Origin of the sequence: Laceyella sacchari (genome assembly GCF_004343255.1) — a bacterium.
GTDB lineage: Bacteria > Bacillota > Bacilli > Thermoactinomycetales > Thermoactinomycetaceae > Laceyella > Laceyella sacchari.
On sequence record NZ_SMDD01000002.1, the window covers coordinates 410,293 to 433,295 of the forward strand.

Genomic DNA, 23,003 nt, shown 5'->3' on the forward strand with positions numbered 1-23,003 from the left:
CCCGCCTATTGGTTGTGTTGTTTCCCCCTTATTCGGCCCTCTCCTCAGCCAACGCTTTGACGGTCGCGATGAATTCATCCGTTTTCCCTTTTGAACCCAACGCCTCAATCCGGCTGGACAACGTCTTCAAGTTCACATACTCGCCCACCAGCTCCTCATCATAACACACTGCCAAGTAAGACAATACGTCATATAATGTGCCTTGTGCTTTCCCCATGCCGCCATCCTCCCTTTTTCTATAAGTGGCGTTCTGCTTTTATACTAATCCGAACTTGTCCTGCCAAGGTGCCAAATATGTGCCAAATCAACCTCACCAGCTGGTTGCGACATCAAACTGCCTTTACCCAGCCTGTTCGCATCAGCCACACTATTTTGCACTAAATGCAAATATTTAATTTAAGTATATTTGCATTTAGTGCAAATGTAAATACAAAAACGAAAAAAACAACGACCTTTTTTTGCATAATAAGCAAAAATACCGATTTACATATACCAATTACGGCTAAGGGATGATACAATGAATTGTAGATAGTGCAAATATAAACTAGATAGTGCATGACATAATACCGGGGTGTTAAGCATGAGTATGTTAGGAGAACGATTGAGGGAATTAAGAAAAAAACACAAAAAAACACAAGGTGACATTGCTAATCACCTGGATGTAGACACTGCTACCATCTCGAGATGGGAACGGAACCAGTACGAGCCGGATACCAGCCAGCTCAAACAGCTGGCTGCTCACTTCTCCGTCTCCGTGGATTACCTGTTGGGTCACACTGACAGCCCCTCCCTAGACTTCCGTTCTCAGTCGCACATCGACCTACGCGAGGTGCGACAGGCCTTGGCCGAAAAACCCCTCACTTGGGGAGGGAAGGCGATTCCAGAAGCAGATCAAACCCAGATAAGGGAAATCCTCATCGCCATATTGGATCGATTAATCGGCAACAAATAGAAAAACCAAAACTTCTTCCACATTCTGTTCAGGTCAACCCGCGCATTCTCTGCTGAATGCGGGCCAATTCGTCGATTTCCTTTTGCGTTAAGAGTTTTGTCTCCAGCAATAACTCACACAGGCGCTCAACATCCACGCCCGGATCATCGTTTGGGACTCCGCTGTGGCAGTGGGTTGTTTTTGCATTGGCATTGCTGTCTTCAAGATGACCTACCATTTGTGATCACTCCCAAGCTGAATAAGCTAGCACATGCTACTAAACCCTGACAACACTTTGATTTCATCGCTGATTTATCGTGACAAGCTCATCTTTCCAACGTCATCTCTATCCGCAATCATTGATTGGGATCATCCGCGCCCAGGGGCCTTATGCATACATAGGCCCCTCTTCTTCTGCTCTCCTGTTTGGACAGAAGAGTTGGTTATTATTCATTATATACGAACATATGTTCACATTCAAATACTGTCTGCCCCACTTGTTGCACCATCTTATTCGCATCAAAAACAAAGCCCGCCTGCATTTCCAAGCCGACACTTGAACAATGCAGGCGGGCTGGTCATCCCGTCCACTCAAGTCGGCGCCGACCGACAATCCTCCACGATCCTGGTAAACTCAACCTGATCCGTCTTTCTCCTCCTCACGTTCGCGCCGCGCCAGCGCTGTCCCAAATCGGAGCACAGCAAACATCACCACAATCACCACCAGCCCGATGATCATCACATACCCGGGAAACGGCATCGGTTTGGGTAGTTGCATCCCCAGCCCATAAGCGAGTGCAGCCATCACCAGCCCTAGCGCGGTCCAACCCATCCATTTCATGTTGACGGCTCCCCTTTCCACTGTTCTCCCACATTCCTCCCCTGATTGCAAAAGACGTGGATTCTATCATACTTCTGAGAAAACATGCTAATTAAACTAGTTATCTATCCTATTCGTAAAATGGTTCGTTTTTTTGACAAGGGAAACCCGAATCGAACCATGCCAAGGAACAGGAAACACTGGTCCAATCAGTACCGTATTTTAAACAACCTCTCCCCATCGGCCGTTGCCTTGATCTAAACTAAATCAATTCTTGTCCAGCACCGATCCTTGTATTTACCCACATTCATTCTAAGTACTACCTTCTATCTTTTTCAGTGTTCCATCCGTAGCCCCCTTTTCCTTCCATATAGATAAAACCCCTCATCTTTCCTTTGATGAGGGGTTTCGCTATTTTAGATGTTGCTTTACTCTTTCATCCTGATATGAATACAGTGCCAGATAAACGACGCCTGACTCGGCTTTGGTGTCATCCGTCCATTGATAATTCCACCCAACGACAGTAGCAAGGCGTTCCCCTTGTTGCAGTTGGTGCAACAAGTTGGTGAAATGGTTCTGGGTGGCTTGAACCTCCAGCTTAATCCAGATTGGCCGCAGTTCTTCGGACGAAACGATACCTAATTGTTCGTTTACCACATCCGTATCAGGCGGAATCATCGCCGAGCCCTTCGCTTGGGCGGGAGACTTGAACAGCTCGCTGATATCATCGAGCAGCTCTATTTTTTTCCAGGATGCGCCCGCCGTATTGACGGCTTGTTCCAACTGGACCATATAATCCGGCTGGTTTTGCATGACGGGGACCTTTTTTTCCAATCCGGCCAACTCCGCCTGTGAAGGTTCAATCGGCAACTGGTAAGTGGAAGCGGTGTATTTTTCATACCGCTTCAAATTTCTCGTCAGACGTTCGCCTTCTTGTTTCAGTTGCTGGTACTCAAGATAGTCCGGTTGCAATTGATGGTAAGCCAGCCCGAGTAAGCCGACCAACCCCAGGCACCAGAGAAAGCTTAATGTTTTCCCCGACTTCCAGCGTTTTGGGGGGATGGGTTGCCGGATGGTCAGTCACCTCCTTGCGATGGCGGAACACTTTCTTTTTCCTTTTGCAGAGTGAAATGAAACCGCACAATGACATGATTTTTGTCCGCTTCTTTTTTCACTTTGGCCTCGGCACATTGATCGCCGACACAATCGATCCAGCCTTCGCTGAAATGTTCGTTCTCTTCCTTCGCCAGCTTGCTCACAAAGTCGGACGCTTCTTGTATGGAGGGAAACAAAGCCCAACCATCCAATCGATTGCCCAGCCCTTGCAACTGAAACAGCCGAGCACCCGCGGGCATCGTAGTCACAATGGCTTCCGCCGCTTCTTTCCAAGCTTGGCGTTTCTCCTCAGCACGTTCAATGGTGTCGCGATAGGTGAAAAATGCTTGGTACTTGTCGTAAAACTTCTGTTCTTTGCTTTCTTCCAGCATCGCTTCGTTGACAGCGCGCCGCTTTTCAATCACGACGTCTTCTAAGCGAGCCACCTTCTTCTCCAGCACCCGATCGAAGTATAAAACACCACCGATCCCAGCGCCCACGACCAACAAAATCAAAGCCAGCCACCAGAAAAAAAAGCGGCGGGACAGCGGTTGGGGTGGCAAAAAATTCATCGTCCCATCCCCTCCTTCTCGCCTACCATCAAGCCGAGCGGGACAGCAAGCGAGCTTCCCACAAAGCGTAACGCTTTCTCTTTCAGCGCTTCGGACATGACTAGCTCCGCCGCTGGGGCTTGGGTGACTTTGGCCAATTGGTTCTGCTCTAGCCATTGTTCCAATAAAAACATGTCCAATCCCTCGCCCGCCAGGACCCATTCCGCTTGCGGACACGCAAACATCCGCTGCTTCTTCTCATCCATCAGTCCGTACAGCTTGGCCAGCAATGCTTCCCCATACGCATTGATCTCTTCCTCACTCTCTAACAGAGGGTGAAGCGGGTTGGGGTGCGGCCGATCTTCTCCCTCCATATAATCCGCCACCGGCAGGGAAAACACTTGGGTGTCGATCAATTGATTGTCGCTGAAAAAGCTCGCTTCCACACCCAGTTTGGAAATTTGCAAAATCAGCGACTGCGGGGCGGTGAGTCCACGATAAGCATTGGTCCAGCGATAGAGGCAGAAAGGAGCGATGTCGATCTGCACCGGATCCAAGCCACAAAAACGGAAGCATCGTACCAATGCATCCCTGTACGAGCGGGACATCAGAGCCAACATGATCTCTTGGCGATCCCCATCCGCCCACACATGATCGATGAGCTGATAGTCAAACACCGGATCGGGAAACGGAAGCTCCAACAGAGGAATCAGTTGCTCTTTGATGTAGGTGCGGTATTGCCGTTTCCGCATTTCCGGCACCATCAACCTTTTGAAAATCACTTCCCGGCAATTGATGCCGATTCGGACACGCTCCGTGTGCAATCGCCGCCCCAGCAAGGCCTCCTGTATGGTTTGGATCAATTCTTCACGTTCCAGGAAGTACGGCTCTCTGGCCCAAATGCTAGGCAAAGGATGAACCACCATCTGTTGTAGTTCCATGGATTTTCTTCGTTTTTTCACTTCCACCAGTTTGAAAAAAGAGGCGGAGAGCTCTATTCCTATTTGATAAGACATCACGCTTAACTCCTTTGCTCTCAACCAGATGCTGGCTCATCATCACGATCTGTTCGATATCTTCATTATATTAAACCAGATCATGAAAAGAGTGACGAAATAGAAAACTATGCTTCGTTTCACCCTTCATTTCTTTCGATGAATTTTCCCCATTTTTGTCTTGATCAATCCTCTGGTTACCCACTCGCCACAAAGAAAAAAGCCGGCCAATTGGCCAGCGGGATTATACGTATATCAGCCTCAGGCTCCGTTTTTGAAGCGTCCGACCGGGACTTACGATCATGATAACAACAAACCGAGCAACAAGGCCTGTTGTGCGTGCAGGCGGTTTTCCGCTTGCTGGAATACCACCGATTGCGGACCGTCGATCACGTCGGCGCTTACTTCCAAGCCGCGATAAGCAGGCAAGCAGTGCATAAAAATCGCATCCGGTTTCGCGTGGCTCATCAGCTCCTGGTTGACCTGGTACCCAGCAAATGCCTGCGCCCGTTGCTCCTTCTCCTCTTCTTGCCCCATGCTCGCCCACACGTCCGTGTACACAGCATCGGCGTCTTTGACCGCTTGCACCGGATCATAACTGAAAGAGAAGGTAGAACCAGTGACGCGGGCGATGGCCTCCGCTTCTTGCCAGATCGCCGGACTGGGTTCATAGCCTTTTGGCGTGGATATGGACAGATGCATACCGGTCAGCGCCGCGATGTGCATCAACGAATGCAAGACATTGTTGCCATCTCCCACATAGCAACAAATACGGCCGGCCAACTCCCCTTTGCACTCAGCCAGGGTCATGATGTCCGCCAAAGCCTGGCAGGGATGCTCCCGCTCCGTTAACCCGTTGATCACTGGAACGTCCGCCGCTTCTGCCAATTGGGTAACCAAGTCGTGGCTATGGGTGCGGATCAAAATCGCATCCACATACCGCGACAGCACGCGGGCCGTATCCTCAATCGTCTCTCCCCGCCCCAATTGCAACTCATGTCGATGGAGATTCAGCGCGTGACCACCCAATTGGGCCATGCCCACTTCAAACGAAATGCGCGTCCGGGTCGACGGCTTATCAAAGATCATACCCAAATTTTTTCCTTGCAACGGGGCTTTCTTCACCCACTCCGCTTTGTCAGCCTTCAATTGCAGGGCATGCTGCAAAAACGCTTTCGCCTCCTCCGGCCCCCAATTGGCCAAACCGATAAAATCCTTGTCTGTCCATCCCGTCGCCAAAGGCGCTTCGATCATGTTTCCTCAGCCCTTTCGATTTCATTCTTCACCGGCCCATGTCCACAAACGCTCCCCAGAAGCGGCCATGGAAAAACGGTTTCAGCCGCCAACGGTGTATCCGGCATGCGCTAGTCGGCTGGAACCGGAGCCGTCCATTCCCATTCCTGCACTACTTCTTTAATCAATGAAACAGCACGCACAATCTGGCCGTGCGTTACCACCAAGGGCGGCAACAAGCGCAAGACATTCTCCCCGGCCACCAGCGTAACCAATCCTTGCTCCAACAGCGACTTCACCACCGGGCCGGCCGAAGTGTTCAGCTCGATGCCTAACATCAGCCCTTCGCCGCGGATTTCCTGTACGCTTGTCAGTCCACGCAACTCTTTCTCCAACAATTGTCTAAGCCATGTGCCTTTATCCCGTATTTCAGCCATCATGGATGGTTGTGACAACTCTTCCAACACCGTTCTAGCCACCGCCATCGCCAAACGACCGCCACCGAATGTCGTCCCATGCGATCCAGGCCCCAATACTTCTTTCCAAGTTGCTTTGGCCAGCATTGCCCCTACAGGAAAGCCGTTGCCCAATCCCTTGGCCAAAGTGACCACATCTGGCTCAATCCCGTACTTTTGATAGGCAAACCAATGCCCTGTGCGGCCCATGCCGGTTTGCACCTCATCAATCATCAACAAGATGTTTTTCTCCCGACACCAAGCCGCCAATGCTTGGACAAACTCTGGATCAGCCGGCCGAACGCCTCCTTCTCCTTGCACCAATTCCAAAAGCACCGCCGCCGTCGTCGCTCCTGTAGCTTGCTTGACCGCTTGAATGTCCCCGTACGGCAAAATGCGAAATCCCGCCGGCAATGGGGAAAAACCATCCTTCACTTTGTCTTGTCCGGTCGCCGTCAACGTCGCCAAAGTCCGTCCGTGGAAAGAACGCTGAAAGGTGATGATTTCCGGCTCCTGAATGATTTTCACCATCTTGGCCCAACGGCGGGCGAACTTAATCGCCGCTTCATTGGCTTCCGCCCCACTGTTGGCGAAAAAGACGGCACCCAACCCACTCATCTTGCACAAGAGGTTCGCCACTTCCTGTTGCAAGGGACTGGCAAACAAGTTGGATGTGTGCCAGATTCCTTGCGCCTGAGTGATGAGGGCTTGCTCGACTCGCGGGTGTCGGTGACCTAAGTTCACCACGCCAATCCCAGAGGCAAAGTCGAGATATTCCTTGCCGGACTCATCTACCAACACGGCGCCAGCTCCATCAACGAAGTGAATATCATGCTGGAGATACGTCGGAAACAATCCCATGGTCGATCACCTCTTGATTGACGATGCGGGTGCCCGCACCCTGTTTAAACCCATTGGCATGAGCGCCATTCACAATACGAACTTCGGGAATCCCTTGCGCCAGCGATTGCAAAGCCGACCTTGCTTTCGGAATCATGCCTCCCGTGATCGCTCCGTCCGCAATCCCCTGTTCTATGGCCGCAGGGTTGGCTTCCTGGAGCAATTGGCCGCTAATTTGGATACCATCAACGTCACTTAACAAAATCAGCTGGTCGGCACACATAGCAACCGCAATCGCTGCCGCAGCCTCATCCGCGTTGATGTTGTACACTTGACCTTCTCCATCCACTCCCAAAGAGGCGATGACCGGCATCCAACCTTGCTTAAGTACATGATCGAGCGCCTCCACATTCACATCGGTGACACGGCCGACATACCCCAACTCAGGGGCCGCGGGTTCCGCCTTCAACAACTCTAAATCCACCCCGCTTATGCCGATGGCCGCCACTTGATGGTTGATCAGTTGCGTCACCAATTGCTTGTTTACATGTCCGGACAAAGCCATCTGCACCAGCGACAACGTCTCTTCATCGGTCACGCGCCGCCCCTCGACGAACACAGGCTTTTTCCCTTGCTTTTCCATCAATCGCGATATCATCGGGCCGCCACCATGAACGATGACTACTTGTGTTCCTGCGCGCCATGCATCAAAACATTGGGCAAAAAACGCCGGATGAATCCGTTCCAGAACACTGCCTCCCACTTTCAGCACAATCAGCTGTTCCATCAGCCTCTCCTTCCCGTTACGTGCGGTAGCTGGCATTGATACGCACGTATTCATATGTCAAATCGCATCCCCACGCCGTCGCCGTGGCCTGGCCCCGATGCAGATTGACGCGGATGATTACTTTCTCCCGGTTCAGCTCCGCGCGCGCCTGCTCTTCATCAAATGGCAACGGCATGCCTCCCCCAATCACTTGTACATGTCCCAGGTAAACATCGATTGATTCCGGTCGCAAAGAAGGCTCGCCGTAACCAGCCGCGCACACGATTCGCCCCCAATTGGGGTCGGCGCCGAACACCGCCGTCTTCACCAGGCTGGAACCCACCACCGTTTTGGCGATGTTTTGCGCTTCCTGTTCGTTGATCGCCCCTTCAACCACCACTTCGATCAAGCGCGTCGCCCCTTCTCCGTCACGGGCGATCATCTTGGCTAACTCTTGGCAGACATACTGAAAAGCTTGTTGGAATTTAAACCAATCAGCATGGTGCATGTCGAGGGGGGCATGCCCGGCTTCTCCGCTTGCCATCACCAAAACCATATCGTTGGTGCTCGTATCCCCATCAACTGTGATCATGTTGAAGGTCTGATCAGTGGTCTTCCACAGCAAAGATTGGAGAATCTCCGGTTCAATCACCGCATCGGTAGTGATAAACGCCAACATGGTGGCCATATTGGGCTTAATCATGCCGGAGCCTTTGGCCACCCCTGCAATGGTCACCGGTTTGCCCTCAATCTCCACGCTCACTTCCACTTGCTTCGTACATGTGTCTGTCGTTAAGATCGCTTCCGCAAACGAAGTGTCTGGCGCTGTTAACTTCGGTACCAACGCTTCAATGCCCTGAATCACCTTGTTCATCGGCATCAATACCCCAATAACACCGGTCGAAGCTACTGCTACCATGCTCTGCGGACAGGCAAGCTCTTCGGCCAGCTTCGCCCGCATCGCATAGGCATCCATCATCCCTTGCCGTCCAGTGCAGGCATTGGCATTGCCGCTGTTGACGACCACACCACGCAATTTCCCGGATACTCCCAAACTATCCTGGGTTACTTGGATCGGCGCCGCCTGAAAGGCATTCACTGTATAAACAGCGGCAGCCGTCGCTTCCCGTTCACATACGATCGCTCCCAAATCGGGCCGCTTGCGCTTGATGCCCACATGCATCCCTGCTGCTTTAAACCCTTTGGGCGAAGTAATGCACGCATCCTTTTGCACTGTGAATGCAGGTGACAAAACCCCTGATTCTTTCCCCATCTTCACTCCCCCTTTTCTATGGAAACAGCGGCGACTGCATTAATCCGGCTGTGGCAGCCCAACCCATCCGCAGATTAGCGTTTTGAACCGCTTGCCCCGCTGCGCCTTTCATCAGATTGTCGATCACAGCCAAGACCGTGATCCACCCCGTCCGTTCATCCACATGGATTCCAATATCGCAAAAGTTGCTGCCTTGCACCGCTTTGGTTGACGGCCAGCCAGACTCCACGATACGAACAAATGGTGCGTCCTCATACACTTCCCTATACATGTGGAGCACCTCTGTTGTCGTATATTTATGCAACATAGGTGCATAGAGACTAACCAAGATCCCCCGGTTCATCGGCACCAAATGCGGAACAAACCGTACCCGCACGTCTGCGCCCGCAAGCCGTTCAGCCGCCTGCTCAATCTCAGGGATATGCTGGTGTCCGTCCACTTTGTATGGGCGTAGATTCTCATTCACTTCACTAAAAAGCAATGACTGATCCACCTTGCGCCCTGCGCCAGTCACACCTGACTTGGCATCGATCACCAAAGCCCGGTGGTCAATCATCCGATGCTGAAGCAGGGGAAGCAAACCCAGCAACGTCGCCGTCGGATAACAACCGGGATTGGCGATCAGATCAGCGGTACGAATCTCTTCTGCAAACCATTCCGGAAGTCCGTACACCGCTTCAGCAAGCCACTTGTCCGGTGCCGCTTTTCGGTTGTACCAAGCCTCATAACTTCGTCCGTCTTTCAGGCGGAAATCCCCCGACAGGTCAATAACCAACTTCCCTTTCTCTCGCAACTGAGGGCTTAATTCTCCACTCACACCGGGCGGTGTCGCCAAAAACACCAGCTCTGCCTCCTGGCCAATCTGTGCGATATCAAGCTCCTGAAAAGTGTAAGCGAGGTGTCGCAAATGTGGATAAGCCCGGGACAATGCATCCCCCGCCTGTGAAGTGGAAATCAGCATCGCCAGTTCCAAATGCGGATGCCCTTCGATCAGCCGAATCAATTCAGCCCCACCATACCCCGTCGAACCGATTACCGCTGTTTTCATCACTAGCCTCCCCATCACTTGTCACATACCATTGGATCGTTTTGCATCATTATACATCTATATTTATTTTTATTCAATGCATTGCATAAAAAAAGCGATAGATCACACAGACTTGTGCGTCTACCGCTCTTCACTGCCATGTTCTTTTTGGTCATCCCAATGGATGAAGCCTCACTTTTTCTCTGCCAGCCATGCCGCCAATTTCTCTTGATCCTGGCTGGAGATATGTCCTTGCGAAGGCATGTTGCCCTTGCCTTTTTGCATGATTTCCACAATCTGCTCTTTCTTCAGTTTGGCACCGATTTTCTCCAAGCTCGGTCCAAACCCGCCTTGGAGATTGCCTCCGTGGCAGGATGCACAGTTGTTTGCATAGATTTTGTCCGCTGTCAAGTTGGCTTGCGCCTCTTTGGACTGAGTCGACTCTTGTTTGGCGCCATTACCGCCGCAACCGGATACCACGAGGGCGATTGCGCTCACTCCCGCAAGAAGAATCATCCGCTGTTTGCTCGGCATCATATGTGATCACCTCTGCCTATTTTTTAAACCAGTTGCGCCCGCCTTTCGCTTGCGAGCGGGACAAGGTGGGCTTTTGCTCCTCTTTCTGTTCATCTTCCCCGACATACATCTGCGTGTCGATCAAGCTGGCTTTTGGAATCTGCGAAGTTTCCCGATTCTCGTCCGACGCTTTTAACAAACTGCGCTTGTACAAAAGCCGGCTCTTGGCCGCGTCGGTATTTTCTTCGGCGGCTGTCTCATTTTCAACAACCGGCATCTCGCGCGATGTTTTTCTGGTCCGTTTGCGCACGGCAAGCGTTTTGTCCCCTTCGCTATCCAGCGTTTTCTCCGCTTCTTGCGCTTGGGTTTGATCCACATCGTCAGCTTGTTTCTTGTCGCGCGATTTGAAGAGGTTGGAACGCGTGCGGCCAGAACGCTTAGACTCAGAAACAGTCTCTTTTTCACCCTGTGAATCGTTTACTTCCTTATTTAACTCTCCACTCTGTATATCATCACGATAAATAATTTCTTGATCCTCATATGGTAACGTCTTCTGCCCTTCTTTGGGTCTTTCTCGGTGAATTCGCTGTTTCTTGCGGCGTTCCCGCTCCAAGGTTGTCCGACGTACTTTTTCCACGCTGATTTTTATGTTATCGCTCGACATGCTTCCGTCCGGAAACATTTTTTCGAGCTCCTCCACTTCTTGCTTTCTTTTTTTCCCGACGATGACGCTCACGATGATGATCACTGCCACCACCAAGACGACGGCGCCCCCGCCAATCATAATCATATCCATCACTCAACCTCCTTTGTCCCCATGAAAGCTCCCATTAGGGCGTGTCTGATGAATAAGCCGGCAGCTCCAAAACCATTTTCTCTTTCGCTTCACGCATTGCTGGGCAAGCAAGCTACCTGAGAAAAGATTTTTCCACCGCTTCTTCCTCACCAATTTATTTACCGGTTACACCTTAATGAATGGAACGTAAAAGACCGGCGATGTAAGCCGGCCACGGCGAAGCTTATTTTCCTGTAAAACGGGGCTCCCGCTTGTTAAGGAACGCGTACATCCCCTCTTTGCGGTCGTCTGTGTCAAACGTCAACCCAAAATAAGAAGCTTCTAATCTGAGTCCGGACGGAAGATCGATGTCGACCCCATGATGAATGGCTTTTTTGATGTATTTGAGAGCGATGGGCGCTTTCTTCGCCAATGTTTCAGCCAAACGCTTCGCTTCCTCCAGCAGCGCCTCTGGTGGCACCACTTTTTGCACCAGTCCGCAACGAGCCGCTTCATCTGCAGTCAGCATGATCCCCGTCATACAGAGGTATTTCGCCATCTGCCTGCCGACTAAACGGCTGAGCCGTTGCGTCCCCCCATAACCGGGAATGACGCCCAGATTGATTTCTGGCTGGCCGAATTTGGCCTTTTCACTGGCCAACAGAATGTCCCCGCACATCGCCAATTCCATGCCACCGCCAAGGGCAAACCCGTTGATCGCCATGATAACTGGCTTATCCAGCTCTTCCAACCGGGCAAATACCCTTTGACCGAGGAGCGCCGTCCGCTCCGCCTCCTCACTGCTTTTGATCTGGTTCAATTCGGTAATGTCGGCACCCGCCACAAATGCCTTGTCTCCCGCACCGGTAATGATCAACACGCGCACCGCGTCATTGTGCTCCACCCAATCGATTGCGGCATCCAACTCCATCAACACTTCTCGGCTCAACGCATTCAACACTTTTGGGCGGGACAGGGTAAGCTGAGCCCATCCTTCCCCTTGATCACACACAATATGCTTCCAGTTGGTCACGTTGGTTCCCCTCCATCTCAAACGGTGATGTCTTAACCTTATGCCGTTGGGAGCTGATTGACACGGTAGCCCATGGCATGATACCGCGCCGTTTGCCTCACATCTTGACAACCCATTCTAGGCGTGTGCCGTTTTTTCCTTCTTACCCCTTTTTGTTCATCATCTGGCGCAGGTATGCTTCGATGAACGCATTGATTTCTCCATCCATCACTGCCTGCACATTGCCGACTTCCGTTTGCGTGCGGTGGTCTTTAACCAAGCTGTAAGGGTGGAAGACGTATGAACGGATCTGGTTCCCCCAGCCAATCTCCGTCTGTTCCCCTTTCAGTGCTTGCATCTCTTTCTGTTGCTCTTCCAACTTGCGCTCATAGAGACGGGCCTTCAGGATTTTCATCGCTTTTTCCCGGTTCTTGATTTGGGAGCGCTCGGATTGGCACGTCACGACAACCCCGGTGGGAATGTGCGTGATGCGGACCGCCGAATCAGTGGTGTTCACGTGCTGTCCACCCGCGCCACTGGAGCGATAAGTATCAATTTTCAACTCGTCAGGACGCACCTCGATCTCCACATCATTATCAATTTCAGGCATCACATTGCAGGACACGAAGGAAGTGTGTCTGCGGCCCGAAGCGTCAAATGGCGAGATGCGCACAAGCCGGTGCACCCCTTTTTCCGCCTTGAGGTAACCATAGGCGTTAACCCCTTTGATCAGAAGCGTCACGCTTTTGACACCCGCTTCCTCCCCAGGCAGGTAGTCCAACGTTTCCACTTTGTAACCGCTCCGTTCAGCCCAACGGGTGTACATGCGCAAAAGCATTTCCGCCCAGTCTTGCGATTCGGTCCCCCCTGCACCGGGATGGAGTTCCAGAATGGCCGAGTTGCGGTCGTACGGCTCGCTCAGCATCAGCGCCAGCTCAAACGCATCAATCTCTTTGGACAACGAGCGCACCGATTTGGCCAACTCCTCCTGCAAGCCGGCGTCTTCGCCTTCCTCGTTCATCAGTTCGAGCATCACCTGACACTCTTCTTGACTCTCTTCCAACCCGGTCATCACTTCAATCTGATCTTTGAGATGTTTCATCTCATCGATCACTTTTTGCGCCTCATCTTGATTGTCCCAGAAAGTAGGCGAAGCCATTTGCTCCTCCAGTTCACTCAAGCGCGCTTTTTTTTGATCGAGGTCAAAGAGACCCCCTGATGTCCGCCAAACGCTTGGCTGTAGTCGCTAGCTGTTGTTTAATTTCACTCATTTCCATTTTTCATGTCACCTCGACTGACTATTTATGCCTATTATATCGCCAAACCTCTCACTTTAAAAAGGCAGGGAGGGACTCCCTACCTTTCGTTGCCCGACAGTCACGACTTATCCATTTTTCAAGCAACAGTTTTTGTACTTTTTGCCGCTTCCGCAAGGGCATGGGTCATTGCGTCCCACTTTATCCGCCCGGCGAATCGGCTCCTTCTTCGGCGCATCCGCTTCCTGCTCGGAGCTGCCGGAAACGGCGGTCGGATTGACAGCGACTTCTTCGCGCTCCAACTCTTCTTCTTCTGCGATGACCGATTTCATCACATACTTGACGATCTCTTCTTGGATTTCTTGTATCATCGCCTCAAACATGGCGAAGCCTTCAAACTGGTAAGCGCGAAGCGGATTGTCTTGCCCGTACGCGCGCAAGTGGATCCCTTGACGCAATTGTTCCATCGCGTCGATGTGATCCATCCACTTCCGGTCAACAGCGCGCAGAATCACTACTTTGGAAAACTCCTGCAAGCGCTCGTTCCCCAGTTCCTCCTGGCGTTCTTGGTAGTATTTCTTCACTTCTTCAAAGATGTCGTCCACCATCTCCGACGGTTCTTTGCCTTCCAAATCTTCTTCTGTCAGGCGACCTTCGGGCAGTAGATTATTGTTGGCATACTCCACAATCGCCTCAAGATCCCATTCCTCTTCCAAGTCCTCGGAGGTGTGGACTTGCACGATGTTCTCAATCGCCGCTTTGGCCATGTTGAGCACGACATCCTTGAGGTCGTCGCTTTCCAACACTTCACGACGTTGCTTATAAATCACTTCCCGCTGTTGATTTAAAACATCGTCATACTGAAGCACCCAACGACGAGCATCAAAGTTGTTGGCCTCCACCTTGCGTTGCGCATTGGCCACCGCACGGGAGAACATTTTGCCTTCGATGGGCTGGTCTTCAGGCAGCCCCAACCGCTCCAGCATGTTTTCGAGGTTTTCTCCACCAAAGCGGCGCATCAGATCATCTGACAAGGAAAGGTAAAACTGGGAGGAACCCGGATCGCCTTGGCGTCCCGAACGACCACGCAACTGGTTGTCAATCCGCCGGCTCTCATGCCGCTCGGTTCCGATGATGTGCAAACCACCCAGCTCGGCTACACCTTCTCCCAGCACGATGTCCGTTCCGCGACCAGCCATGTTGGTGGCAATGGTCACCGCCCCACGCTGTCCGGCTTGCGCCACAATCTCCGCTTCTCGAGCGTGGTTTTTCGCATTTAACACCTCATGCGGGATGCCACGTCTCTTCAGCAACCGGGACAGACGCTCCGATTTTTCGATCGAGACAGTACCTACCAGCACAGGTTGCCCTTTGGCGTGGCGTTGGGCAATCTCTTCCACCACTGCGTTAAACTTGGCCTCTTCCGTTTTGTATAGCACATCCGACAAGTCTTCACGCAATTGCGGGCGGTTGGTCGGTATCTGATAAACATCCATGTTGTAAATTTTGCGGAACTCTTCTTCTTCCGTCTTTGCCGTACCGGTCATCCCAGACAACTTTTTGTACAGGCGGAAGTAATTTTGCAGGGTGACGGTGGCCAGCGTCATGCTTTCACGCTGCACTTGTAACCCTTCTTTTGCTTCAATCGCCTGGTGCAACCCATCGCTGTAGCGGCGGCCATACATCAAACGGCCTGTAAATTCATCCACGATCACGACGCCATCTTCATTCACTACATAATCTTCGTCGCGCTTCATGATGGCATGGGCTTTCAATGCTTGTTGAATGTGATGGTTTAACGTAACGTGCTTCATGTCGTACAAGTTGTCAACGCCGAGGAAGTTCTCCACTTTTTTCACGCCATCTTCCGTCAGCGATACCTGTTTGGTCTTGATATCAATCGTGTAATCATCGTTTTCTTTCAAGCGACGCACGATGTTGTCGGCGGTGTAATACAAGTCGGTCGCCTTGTTGGCTTGCCCACTGATAATGAGCGGCGTCCGCGCTTCGTCGATCAAGATGCTATCCACCTCGTCGATGATCGCGAAGTTCAACTCACGCTGGGTCAATTGTTCCTTGTACAACACCATGTTATCCCGCAGATAGTCAAAACCAAACTCATTGTTCGTACCGAAGGTGATATCTGCTTGATAAGCGGCCCGCTTTTCCTCCGGCGACATCATCGGCAGATTTAAGCCCACAGTCAACCCCAGGAATTCAAAAACCTGGCCCATCCACTCTTTGTCCCGTTTGGCCAGATAATCGTTGACAGTAACGATGTGGACACCCTTGCCTTCCAACGCGTTCAAATACGCAGGCAAAGTGGACACGAGGGTTTTCCCTTCCCCCGTTTTCATCTCGGCGATGTCCCCTTGGTGAAGCACCATCCCCCCCACGAGCTGCACGCGGAAATGGCGCATATTCAACACGCGTTTCGCCGCTTCCCGCACCACGGCAAACGCCTCTGGCAGAAGGTCGTCCAGCGTCTCCCCTTTTTCCAGTCGGGCCCGGAACTCATCCGTTTTTCCTCTTAATTCCGCATCGCTCAATGCTTGAAACTCTGCTTCCAGCGAGTCGATATGATCCGCGATGCTGAAAAATTTCTTCAATTGCCGTTCGTGTGGATCGAATAATTTCTTAAGGGTACCTAACACCTTATCATCTCCTACTTAGAGTTGGTTTTTTTATGATCTAACGCATTTTCGGCACCGACATTGTCAAAAGGCTACTCATTTCAGTTTATCAAATTTATGCACCTTTTTCACTTGCGCCGTGATAAAAAAGGAGGCGGACCGCTGTTGGGGCCGCCTTACCCCTATTTGCGATTGACCAACTCTTTCAGGATATTGTAGAAACGATGGGCCAATTTTTTGCGGTCCCCTTCGCGGTCAATGTACTCTCGTCCACGCCGCTTGATTTCTTCCCGCTCTTGGTCGCTGAATGAGCGCACGCGTTCAATCGCCTCAGCCAGCCCTTGTGGATTTTCTGCCCCTGCAAAAACCCCGACTTGGTTTTTCTCGACGATCTCACGTACTTCCCCGTCAACCGTGGAGATGATCGGCAAGCCGATAAACGTGTAATCAAATAATTTGTTGGGCCGAGCCCCACGGAACACCTCATTGTCAGCCAAGGAAATGATCCCACAATCAGCCGCATAGGTGTAGTCAAAAATCTCGGACTTGGGCACCGGATCGAGCAAATGAATGTTATCCAATCCTTCTTCTTGCTTGATCTGTTGCAATTTTTCCTTCTCAGGCCCGTCCCCGATTAAGACGATCGCCGTATCCGGCTTTAAGTGCCGCCCTGCTTTCACCACATACTCCAATGCGTTGGCCGGGCCGTGCGCTCCGGTGTAAATAGCTACAAATTGGTCCTCGGTCACGCCCATCTTACGCCGAAAAGCGGTTCGCTTCTCCGGATTTGGCTGCCAAGAACTAACCACAATCCCGTTGGGGATCAAGTCGATTTTGTTCGGGTCGATTCCCTTGTCAGCGATAAACGTGCGTTGATGCTCTGTCAAAACGATGATCTTGTCCGCGTTCCGATACAAGAACGATTCCATCCAAGTGAGCAACTTGACTACATGTTTGTTGTTTAAACCGCCCATCTTGATCAGGGAGTCTGGCCACAAGTCGCGCACTTCCAGCACAAACGGGCAACCTTTCAGCTTAGCCAGCATCCAGCCCGCAAAAGCCGTGAACAAATGGGGCGAAGAAGCGATCAATACATCCGGCTTTTTCTTCAACAAACCAGCTAAAAAGAAGACAACCGCAAAGCTTCCCATGTTGATGATGCGGCGAAAATCGTTCTGTTTGTGAGGAAAAGACCAAAGCCAATTCAACTTCAGCCCTTTCACCTTCTCGATTCCCTCTTTTTCAGCCTCGGTGATAAATGTGCGGCGCGGATGAACGAATTTGGACAAAAACAGGGTTACTTCTGCCTCTTCCTCTTGCGCCCATTCGCGCGCCAGTTCATAATGACGCGTAATTCCCGCAATATTCGGGGGAACGGCATAATGATTGGCTAACCAGATACGCAACTTCTTCACGTCTCCTTATATCCATTCCGATTTATGATCACTGTCATGTTTTCGTACAACCGATTTTCTCCATTATAGCTGAATCTATCTCAAGCCCCTCATCGAGGCGGTTGCTACAGCCAAAAAGCGTCCTGGCCTTTCCATCTGGGGCTTGTACGCTTGGCTCGAAAACATAAAAACCGTGTATATTGTAATATTATTGTCACTATGTTACAGCATCGTAATAGAAACTAGTGACACTGTAACATAAATGGTCTCGGTTTGGGTATCCCTTTTGAAAAATAGTCAAGTTTGACATTGGCGTGACAGGTATGAGGCATGCAGGGTTCCGTCGTGCCACTCATAAGCGTCTTCCCCGCTTCATGACATGATTTCCCGCTTGGAAATGGGCATACCTCAAGTAATTCAACAAAAAACCGGCCCCTTCCCTCTTGTGGAAAGAGCCGGTTCGCCTCGCTTATTTGCCCAAGTCTTTTTGCAGTTGATCCATGATCTTCTCTGCCGCGCGCCCATCGCCAAACACTTCATGCACTTGGGAGAAATCGACTTCAAATCCGTTGACTGCTTCCAAGATGCGGGTTTGATCTGCACCCACCAAGACATTGGTGCCCAGTTCGACTGTCTCGGTCCATTCTGTTTCGTCGCGCATGGTGATGCAAGGCACTTTGGCGAAGAACGCTTCTTTTTGCACCCCGCCGGAATCGGTCAAGATTTTCTTGGCGTTTACTTCCAATTGCAGCATATCCAGATAGCCGATTGGCTCAATCAGCTTCACATTTGGATTGGTGATTTCCAAGCCGAGCGGCGCCAGCTTGCCTTTGGTACGAGGATGGAGCGGCAATACCGCCGGCATCGGCAATTCGTTGATGGCACCGATGATTTGGCTGAGGCGGGCCGGATCATCAGTGTTTTCTGCACGATGCAAAGTGATCAGCACATAACTCCCAGCTTCCAGACCTAAGTCGGACAGGATCGTCGATTTTTCATCGGCCAGGCGGCTGTTGTAACGAACTGCATCCAGCATCACATCGCCGGTCAAGTGAACGCCTTTGGTGATGCCTTCCGTGCGCAGGTGGTTCACCGCCGTCTGCGTGGGGCAGAACAGCCATTCAGACACATGGTCTGTCAACACGCGGTTAATCTCTTCCGGCATCCGCCGGTTGAAACTGCGCAGGCCCGCCTCCACATGGGCGACGGGAATATGCAGTTTGCTTGCTGCAAGCGCGCCCGCCAAGGTGGAGTTGGTGTCGCCATATACCAACACGCAATCCGGCTTCTCTTTTACGATAACTTCTTCCACTTTGGCCAGCATCTCCCCCGTTTGGGCCCCGTGTGATTTGGACCCGACGTGGAGATGGTATTCCGGCACAGGAATGTGCAACTCTTCAAAGAAAACGTCTGACATCGATTTATCATAATGTTGCCCGGTATGTACCAGCACCTCTTGCGCGCGTTCGCGAATGACGCGCGATACGGGAGCCGCCTTGATGAATTGCGGTCTCGCCCCCACAACAGTCAACACTTTCATGTAATTGAAACCTCCTGCATCTCACCAGTCGGAATAGAGAGAATCTTTGTCTGTCCTTTGCTATCATAACACAGGTCGGGTACTTTTCTACAATCGCCACGCCCTCTTATCAAAATAAAAACAGCAACGAGCCCTCCAAAACGATGGGGTCACCACCGCATTGGCAGTTGATCCACTCCCTTGGTTCAAGCGCGCAAAGTAAAAACCCCCCGCCTTCATAGCGGGGGCTTTCTTATCACTCAGGTTCGATCAACCCGTATTTCCCATCTTTCCTTTTGTAAATCACATTCACTTGGTTGGATGCGGCGTTGGTGAACACGAAGAAGTTGTGTCCAAGCATGTCCATTTGAAGCATTGCTTCTTCCGCATCCATCGGCTTGAACTCGAAACGCTTTGTTCGCACGAGATCAAGTTCTTCCTCATCTTGCACCGCCACGGGAGCCGCTTCCATCTCCCGCGCATGCTCTTTGTAACCACTGCGGAAGCTTACATCCTGGCGTGCTTTGCGGTTAATCCGCGTTTTATACTTGCGGATCTGCCGCTCAAGCTTTTCAACCACTAAGTCGACGGATGCGTACATGTCCTCGCTGGATTCTTCAGCACGGACAATCACCCCAGGGAAGGGAATCGTCACTTCCACCCGATGCTGATCTTTGATCACAGCCAAAACGGCGTGGGCTTCAGTCTCGCCGACATCCTCAAAATACCTTTCGAGGCGGCTCAGCTTCCGCTCCACAAATTCATGCAACGCATCTGTTACTTCAAGGTTATGACCACGGATGACATATCTCATAGAGAAATCCTCCTTCCGCTTTGTACTACTTCTATTCCCCGAATTTGATAAAATCCCTCCTCTTTTTTTAAAAAAATACAGAAGAAAATTAAGGAAATCTTAAATAAACACACATAGAATTGTAATATTATTCAAAAATAGCAACTCGCGCTGGGCTTGAGCTTTCTTTTTTTCGGAAATTAAAAAGCCCCCCAGAGCAAGCTCTAGGGAGCGGGAAATTCGTTGTTTCCAAAGCGAATTACTTTTTCACAACGTTTGCAGCCTGTGGTCCACGGGAACCCTCTACGATTTCAAATTCAACTTCTTGACCTTCTTCCAGCGACTTGAAGCCTTCCATTTGAATAGCGGTGTAGTGTACGAATACGTCTTCGCCACCCTCACGCTCGATGAAGCCATAGCCTTTTTCCGCGTTAAACCACTTGACTTTGCCTTGCATAAAACACAATCCCTTCTCAAATCGTAGTCGTCGCATAAAGAACGCACTCTTATGCCACTTAACTATACCATTTGTCTAAAAATACTGTCAAGGTAGTACTTTAAGCCTACAAACGGGCGCCACCTTTTCTCAAATGAGCGCCGATAGTCAGATAAAGCAAATTGAAAATGACATGGGAACGTAGGCCCTTAGTCAGCATAGGCATCACAACACTTTACTCAAAAAGGTCTTCAAGCGTTCGTGTTTAGGCCGGGAGAAGATCTCGGACGGCGAACCTTCCTCAACAATTCGGCCATCATCCATAAAGATGACCCGGTCGCTCACTTCACGGGCGAATCCCATCTCATGGGTGACGACGACCATCGTCATCCCTTCCTCGGCCAATTGTTTCATCACGTCCAACACTTCTTTGACCATCTCCGGGTCCAAAGCAGAGGTCGGCTCGTCAAACAGCATCAACTTAGGTTCCATTGCCAACGCCCTGGCGATGGCAACCCGCTGCTTCTGCCCGCCCGACAACTCGCCGGGAAAAGCTTCGGCCTTGGACCGCAATCCCACTTTATCCAACAGCGCCAACGCTTTGGCCTCAGCTTGCTCTTTCGGCCATTTGCGCACATGAATCGGCGCCAACGTGATGTTGTCCAACACGTTTTTATGCGGAAACAATTCAAACTGCTGAAACACCATCCCCACTTCTGTGCGAACGCGGTTGATATCCGTCTTGGGGTCCGTCAGGTCAAACCCGCCGACCACGACACGACCTGAACTCACTCGCTCCAACAGATTAAGACAACGCAGAAAAGTGCTTTTGCCGGAACCGCTGGGCCCAATCACACAAACCACTTCTGATTCTCCGATTTGTACATGGATGTCTTTGAGCACATGATGATCGCCAAACCGCTTATTGAGATTTTCTACTTGGATCATTTGTCTCACCCTTTCCGTCCGTTTGGATCTAACCGTCTTTCCATATAGCCCACCAGACGGGATAACACCAGGGTCAGCACCAAGTACACCAAAGCCGCGGTAATGTAAGGGGGCCATCTTACAAACGTGTTCTTGGCCGTGGCGAACGCCGCATATGTGATGTCGTTGACGGCGATGACCGTGACCAGGGAGCTATCTTTGAGCAAAGCGATAAACTCATTGCCTAACGGCGGCAACATGCGTTTAAAAGCCTGGGGGAGAACAACCAGCTTCATCGCTTGCCGATAAGTCATCCCAAGCGAGCGCGCCGCTTCCATCTGTCCTTTGTCAATCGATTGAATGCCACCCCGGAAGATTTCGGCAATGTACGCCCCAGCATTTAGCGACAGTGCGATAAAACTGGAAGTCGCAGCGTCAGGCGCAGGGAGGCCGAGCAGATCTTGGAACAACGCCGGCAATACGGCAAAATGAATAGCCAAAATTTGGAGCAAAAGCGGTGTCCCCCGGAAGAGATCCACATAGGCGACCGCCGGCAGACGCAACCACGCTTTGTCCGATAATCTCATCAATCCCAATATAAGTCCGATGAACAAGCCCGCTGCGACCGCCACCACGGTTAGTTGAATGGTCATCCAAAGACCACGGATGAACAACTCCTGGTATTCTACGATGACAGACCAATTCCACTCCATAGTTATCCACAACCCCCTTCACTTGAACTCATCTCTTTTCAGTTATTAACAGACTTATCCACATTATCCACAACGTCCACAGGCAGTTTTCCACACAATTTGTAAACAAGTTATCCACAAAAACAAGGGTTGCGCATAGGAGCAACTGAAGTGACCGTCACACGGGTGCGAAAACGATGATTTGTCCCCGTTCTCCCTCCGCTCAATGCTTGTCCCCCGTAGTAAAATTGGCTTTGCGCCGTTTACTTGTGGTCACCAAAATATTTTTGATAGATTTTGTCATACTCGCCGTTCTCTTTTACTTTTTTCAAGCCTTCATTCAGCTTGTTCAGCATATCTTTGTTGCCCTTTTTCACGGCCATTCCGTATTGTTCAACCGGCAAGGAAGTATCCTCCACAATGTTGAATTTGCCTTCGCCCAATTTTTTATTGAACTCCACCACCACAGCACTATCGACTACCACAGCATCCAAGCGACCGATCTGCAAATCATTAATGGCCGAAGGCGTTTCGTCGTAAGCCTTGATTCCTTCATACGTCTTGCCAAACACTCCTTGGACAACTGCTTCTCCCGTAGTGGCTGCCTGCACCCCGATCTTCTTCCCTTTCAATTCATTCAGCGTCTTGATATTTGAATTTTTCGGCACCAGGATATATTGCTTGGCGTCAAAATAAGGCGTTGTAAAATCAACGGTTTGTTTGCGGTCATCAGTAATCGTAATCGCCGCCACACCGACATCCACTTTGTCCCGGCTGAGCCCTTCAAAAATAGCGTCAAATCCCATATGAGTGATTTGCACTTCCATTCCCACGGCTTTGCCAATGGCGTGAATCAGTTCAGCATCAAATCCGCTGATTTCCCCATTTCCCTCTTGAAATTCAAACGGAGGAAACTCGGCATTGGTACCAACCTGAATCACATTGTCTGCTTTCGTTTGCGACTGCCCCCCGCAACCGGTTAGCAAACCGGACAGAATCACTGCCAACGCCGCGAACAGCATCCCTTTTTTTCTCATCGCCATCTCTCCTTTTTTAATAATGAA

At 51.0% G+C, this 23,003-nt stretch carries 24 protein-coding genes; 1 reads left to right on the top strand and 23 read right to left on the bottom strand.

Translation table 11 applies throughout. The features are described 5' to 3' along the window. Positions 1–28: 28 nt before the first annotated feature. Positions 29–217 carry a hypothetical protein gene (locus tag EDC32_RS09145; RefSeq protein ID WP_132221629.1) on the bottom strand — a complete coding sequence of 63 codons (189 nt, stop codon included), beginning with the start codon at positions 215–217 and terminating at the stop codon, positions 29–31. A gap of 363 nt (positions 218–580) precedes the next feature. Between EDC32_RS09145 and EDC32_RS09150 the strand changes: the two genes are divergently transcribed. Beyond that, the gene (locus EDC32_RS09150) at positions 581–952 is read left to right on the top strand and encodes a helix-turn-helix domain-containing protein (protein ID WP_132221631.1); all 372 of its coding nucleotides are present in this window, start codon (positions 581–583) and stop codon (positions 950–952) included. Positions 953–980: 28 nt separating this feature from the next. Here the strand turns inward: EDC32_RS09150 and EDC32_RS09155 are convergent, their stop codons facing one another. The 22 genes from EDC32_RS09155 to EDC32_RS09260 all read right to left on the bottom strand — a co-directional run bounded on the left by EDC32_RS09155 (position 981) and on the right by EDC32_RS09260 (position 22,976). Continuing rightward, positions 981–1,169, bottom strand: a complete 189-nt coding sequence (locus EDC32_RS09155; RefSeq protein WP_132221633.1) for a hypothetical protein — start codon at positions 1,167–1,169, stop codon at positions 981–983. 396 nt (positions 1,170–1,565) lie between these two features. Beyond that, positions 1,566–1,772: a hypothetical protein gene (locus EDC32_RS09160; RefSeq protein ID WP_132221635.1), complete on the bottom strand. Its 207-nt coding sequence runs from the start codon at positions 1,770–1,772 to the stop codon at positions 1,566–1,568. A gap of 390 nt (positions 1,773–2,162) precedes the next feature. Continuing rightward, the gene (locus tag EDC32_RS09165) at positions 2,163–2,756 is read right to left on the bottom strand and encodes a hypothetical protein (RefSeq protein ID WP_132221637.1); all 594 of its coding nucleotides are present in this window, start codon (positions 2,754–2,756) and stop codon (positions 2,163–2,165) included. Positions 2,757–2,827: 71 nt separating this feature from the next. Continuing rightward, on the bottom strand, positions 2,828–3,418 hold the full coding sequence (locus EDC32_RS09170) for a hypothetical protein (RefSeq protein WP_132221639.1): 591 nt from the start codon (positions 3,416–3,418) through the stop codon (positions 2,828–2,830). Then, positions 3,415–4,413: a type IV pilus biogenesis protein PilM gene (pilM, locus tag EDC32_RS09175; RefSeq protein ID WP_132221641.1), complete on the bottom strand. Its 999-nt coding sequence runs from the start codon at positions 4,411–4,413 to the stop codon at positions 3,415–3,417. The genes EDC32_RS09170 and pilM overlap by 4 nt, the downstream gene beginning before the upstream one ends. 279 nt (positions 4,414–4,692) lie before the next feature. Beyond that, a complete protein-coding gene (gene argF, locus EDC32_RS09180) occupies positions 4,693–5,646 on the bottom strand; it encodes an ornithine carbamoyltransferase (protein ID WP_132221643.1) in 954 nt (317 codons plus the stop codon). Positions 5,647–5,756: 110 nt separating this feature from the next. Continuing rightward, positions 5,757–6,941 carry an acetylornithine transaminase gene (locus EDC32_RS09185; protein ID WP_132221645.1) on the bottom strand — a complete coding sequence of 395 codons (1,185 nt, stop codon included), beginning with the start codon at positions 6,939–6,941 and terminating at the stop codon, positions 5,757–5,759. Beyond that, complete coding sequence (argB, locus tag EDC32_RS09190; protein WP_158283309.1) at positions 6,910–7,707, bottom strand: acetylglutamate kinase; 798 nt, start codon at positions 7,705–7,707, stop codon at positions 6,910–6,912. Before argB ends, EDC32_RS09185 begins: the two co-directional genes overlap by 32 nt. 16 nt (positions 7,708–7,723) lie before the next feature. After that, the gene (argJ, locus tag EDC32_RS09195) at positions 7,724–8,959 is read right to left on the bottom strand and encodes a bifunctional glutamate N-acetyltransferase/amino-acid acetyltransferase ArgJ (protein ID WP_132221649.1); all 1,236 of its coding nucleotides are present in this window, start codon (positions 8,957–8,959) and stop codon (positions 7,724–7,726) included. A 16-nt stretch (positions 8,960–8,975) separates the two neighbouring features. Further along, positions 8,976–10,007, bottom strand: coding sequence for an N-acetyl-gamma-glutamyl-phosphate reductase (gene argC, locus EDC32_RS09200; protein ID WP_132221651.1), 1,032 nt, complete (start codon positions 10,005–10,007; stop codon positions 8,976–8,978). A gap of 171 nt (positions 10,008–10,178) precedes the next feature. Beyond that, positions 10,179–10,523, bottom strand: a complete 345-nt coding sequence (locus EDC32_RS09205) for a c-type cytochrome (RefSeq protein WP_132221653.1) — start codon at positions 10,521–10,523, stop codon at positions 10,179–10,181. A gap of 16 nt (positions 10,524–10,539) precedes the next feature. Beyond that, a complete protein-coding gene (locus EDC32_RS09210) occupies positions 10,540–11,298 on the bottom strand; it encodes a hypothetical protein (protein WP_132221655.1) in 759 nt (252 codons plus the stop codon). 223 nt (positions 11,299–11,521) lie between these two features. Next, entirely contained in the window at positions 11,522–12,310 is a 789-nt protein-coding gene (locus tag EDC32_RS09215; protein WP_132221657.1) for an enoyl-CoA hydratase-related protein, read from the bottom strand. A 142-nt stretch (positions 12,311–12,452) separates the two neighbouring features. Continuing rightward, positions 12,453–13,566, bottom strand: a protein-coding gene (gene prfB, locus EDC32_RS09220) for a peptide chain release factor 2 (RefSeq protein ID WP_132221659.1) whose coding sequence is annotated in 2 segments (ribosomal slippage) — positions 12,453–13,493 and positions 13,495–13,566 — 1,113 coding nt in all. Because the reading frame shifts where the segments join, the coding sequence is not laid out codon by codon here. A gap of 107 nt (positions 13,567–13,673) precedes the next feature. Next, the gene (gene secA / locus EDC32_RS09225) at positions 13,674–16,199 is read right to left on the bottom strand and encodes a preprotein translocase subunit SecA (protein WP_132221661.1); all 2,526 of its coding nucleotides are present in this window, start codon (positions 16,197–16,199) and stop codon (positions 13,674–13,676) included. Positions 16,200–16,360: 161 nt separating this feature from the next. After that, on the bottom strand, positions 16,361–17,584 hold the full coding sequence (locus EDC32_RS09230; protein ID WP_158283311.1) for a glycosyltransferase family 4 protein: 1,224 nt from the start codon (positions 17,582–17,584) through the stop codon (positions 16,361–16,363). Positions 17,585–18,041: 457 nt separating this feature from the next. Then, a complete protein-coding gene (gene wecB / locus EDC32_RS09235) occupies positions 18,042–19,112 on the bottom strand; it encodes a non-hydrolyzing UDP-N-acetylglucosamine 2-epimerase (RefSeq protein WP_132221665.1) in 1,071 nt (356 codons plus the stop codon). A gap of 235 nt (positions 19,113–19,347) precedes the next feature. Then, positions 19,348–19,905 carry a ribosome hibernation-promoting factor, HPF/YfiA family gene (gene hpf / locus EDC32_RS09240; RefSeq protein WP_102993599.1) on the bottom strand — a complete coding sequence of 186 codons (558 nt, stop codon included), beginning with the start codon at positions 19,903–19,905 and terminating at the stop codon, positions 19,348–19,350. Between the two features lie 238 nt (positions 19,906–20,143). After that, positions 20,144–20,341, bottom strand: coding sequence for a cold-shock protein CspD (gene cspD, locus EDC32_RS09245; protein ID WP_029071979.1), 198 nt, complete (start codon positions 20,339–20,341; stop codon positions 20,144–20,146). A 204-nt stretch (positions 20,342–20,545) separates the two neighbouring features. Beyond that, positions 20,546–21,268, bottom strand: a complete 723-nt coding sequence (locus EDC32_RS09250) for an amino acid ABC transporter ATP-binding protein (RefSeq protein ID WP_132221667.1) — start codon at positions 21,266–21,268, stop codon at positions 20,546–20,548. Between the two features lie 5 nt (positions 21,269–21,273). Then, entirely contained in the window at positions 21,274–21,960 is a 687-nt protein-coding gene (locus EDC32_RS09255) for an amino acid ABC transporter permease (protein ID WP_022737440.1), read from the bottom strand. A 242-nt stretch (positions 21,961–22,202) separates the two neighbouring features. Next, complete coding sequence (locus EDC32_RS09260; RefSeq protein ID WP_158283312.1) at positions 22,203–22,976, bottom strand: basic amino acid ABC transporter substrate-binding protein; 774 nt, start codon at positions 22,974–22,976, stop codon at positions 22,203–22,205. Positions 22,977–23,003: the final 27 nt, after the last annotated feature.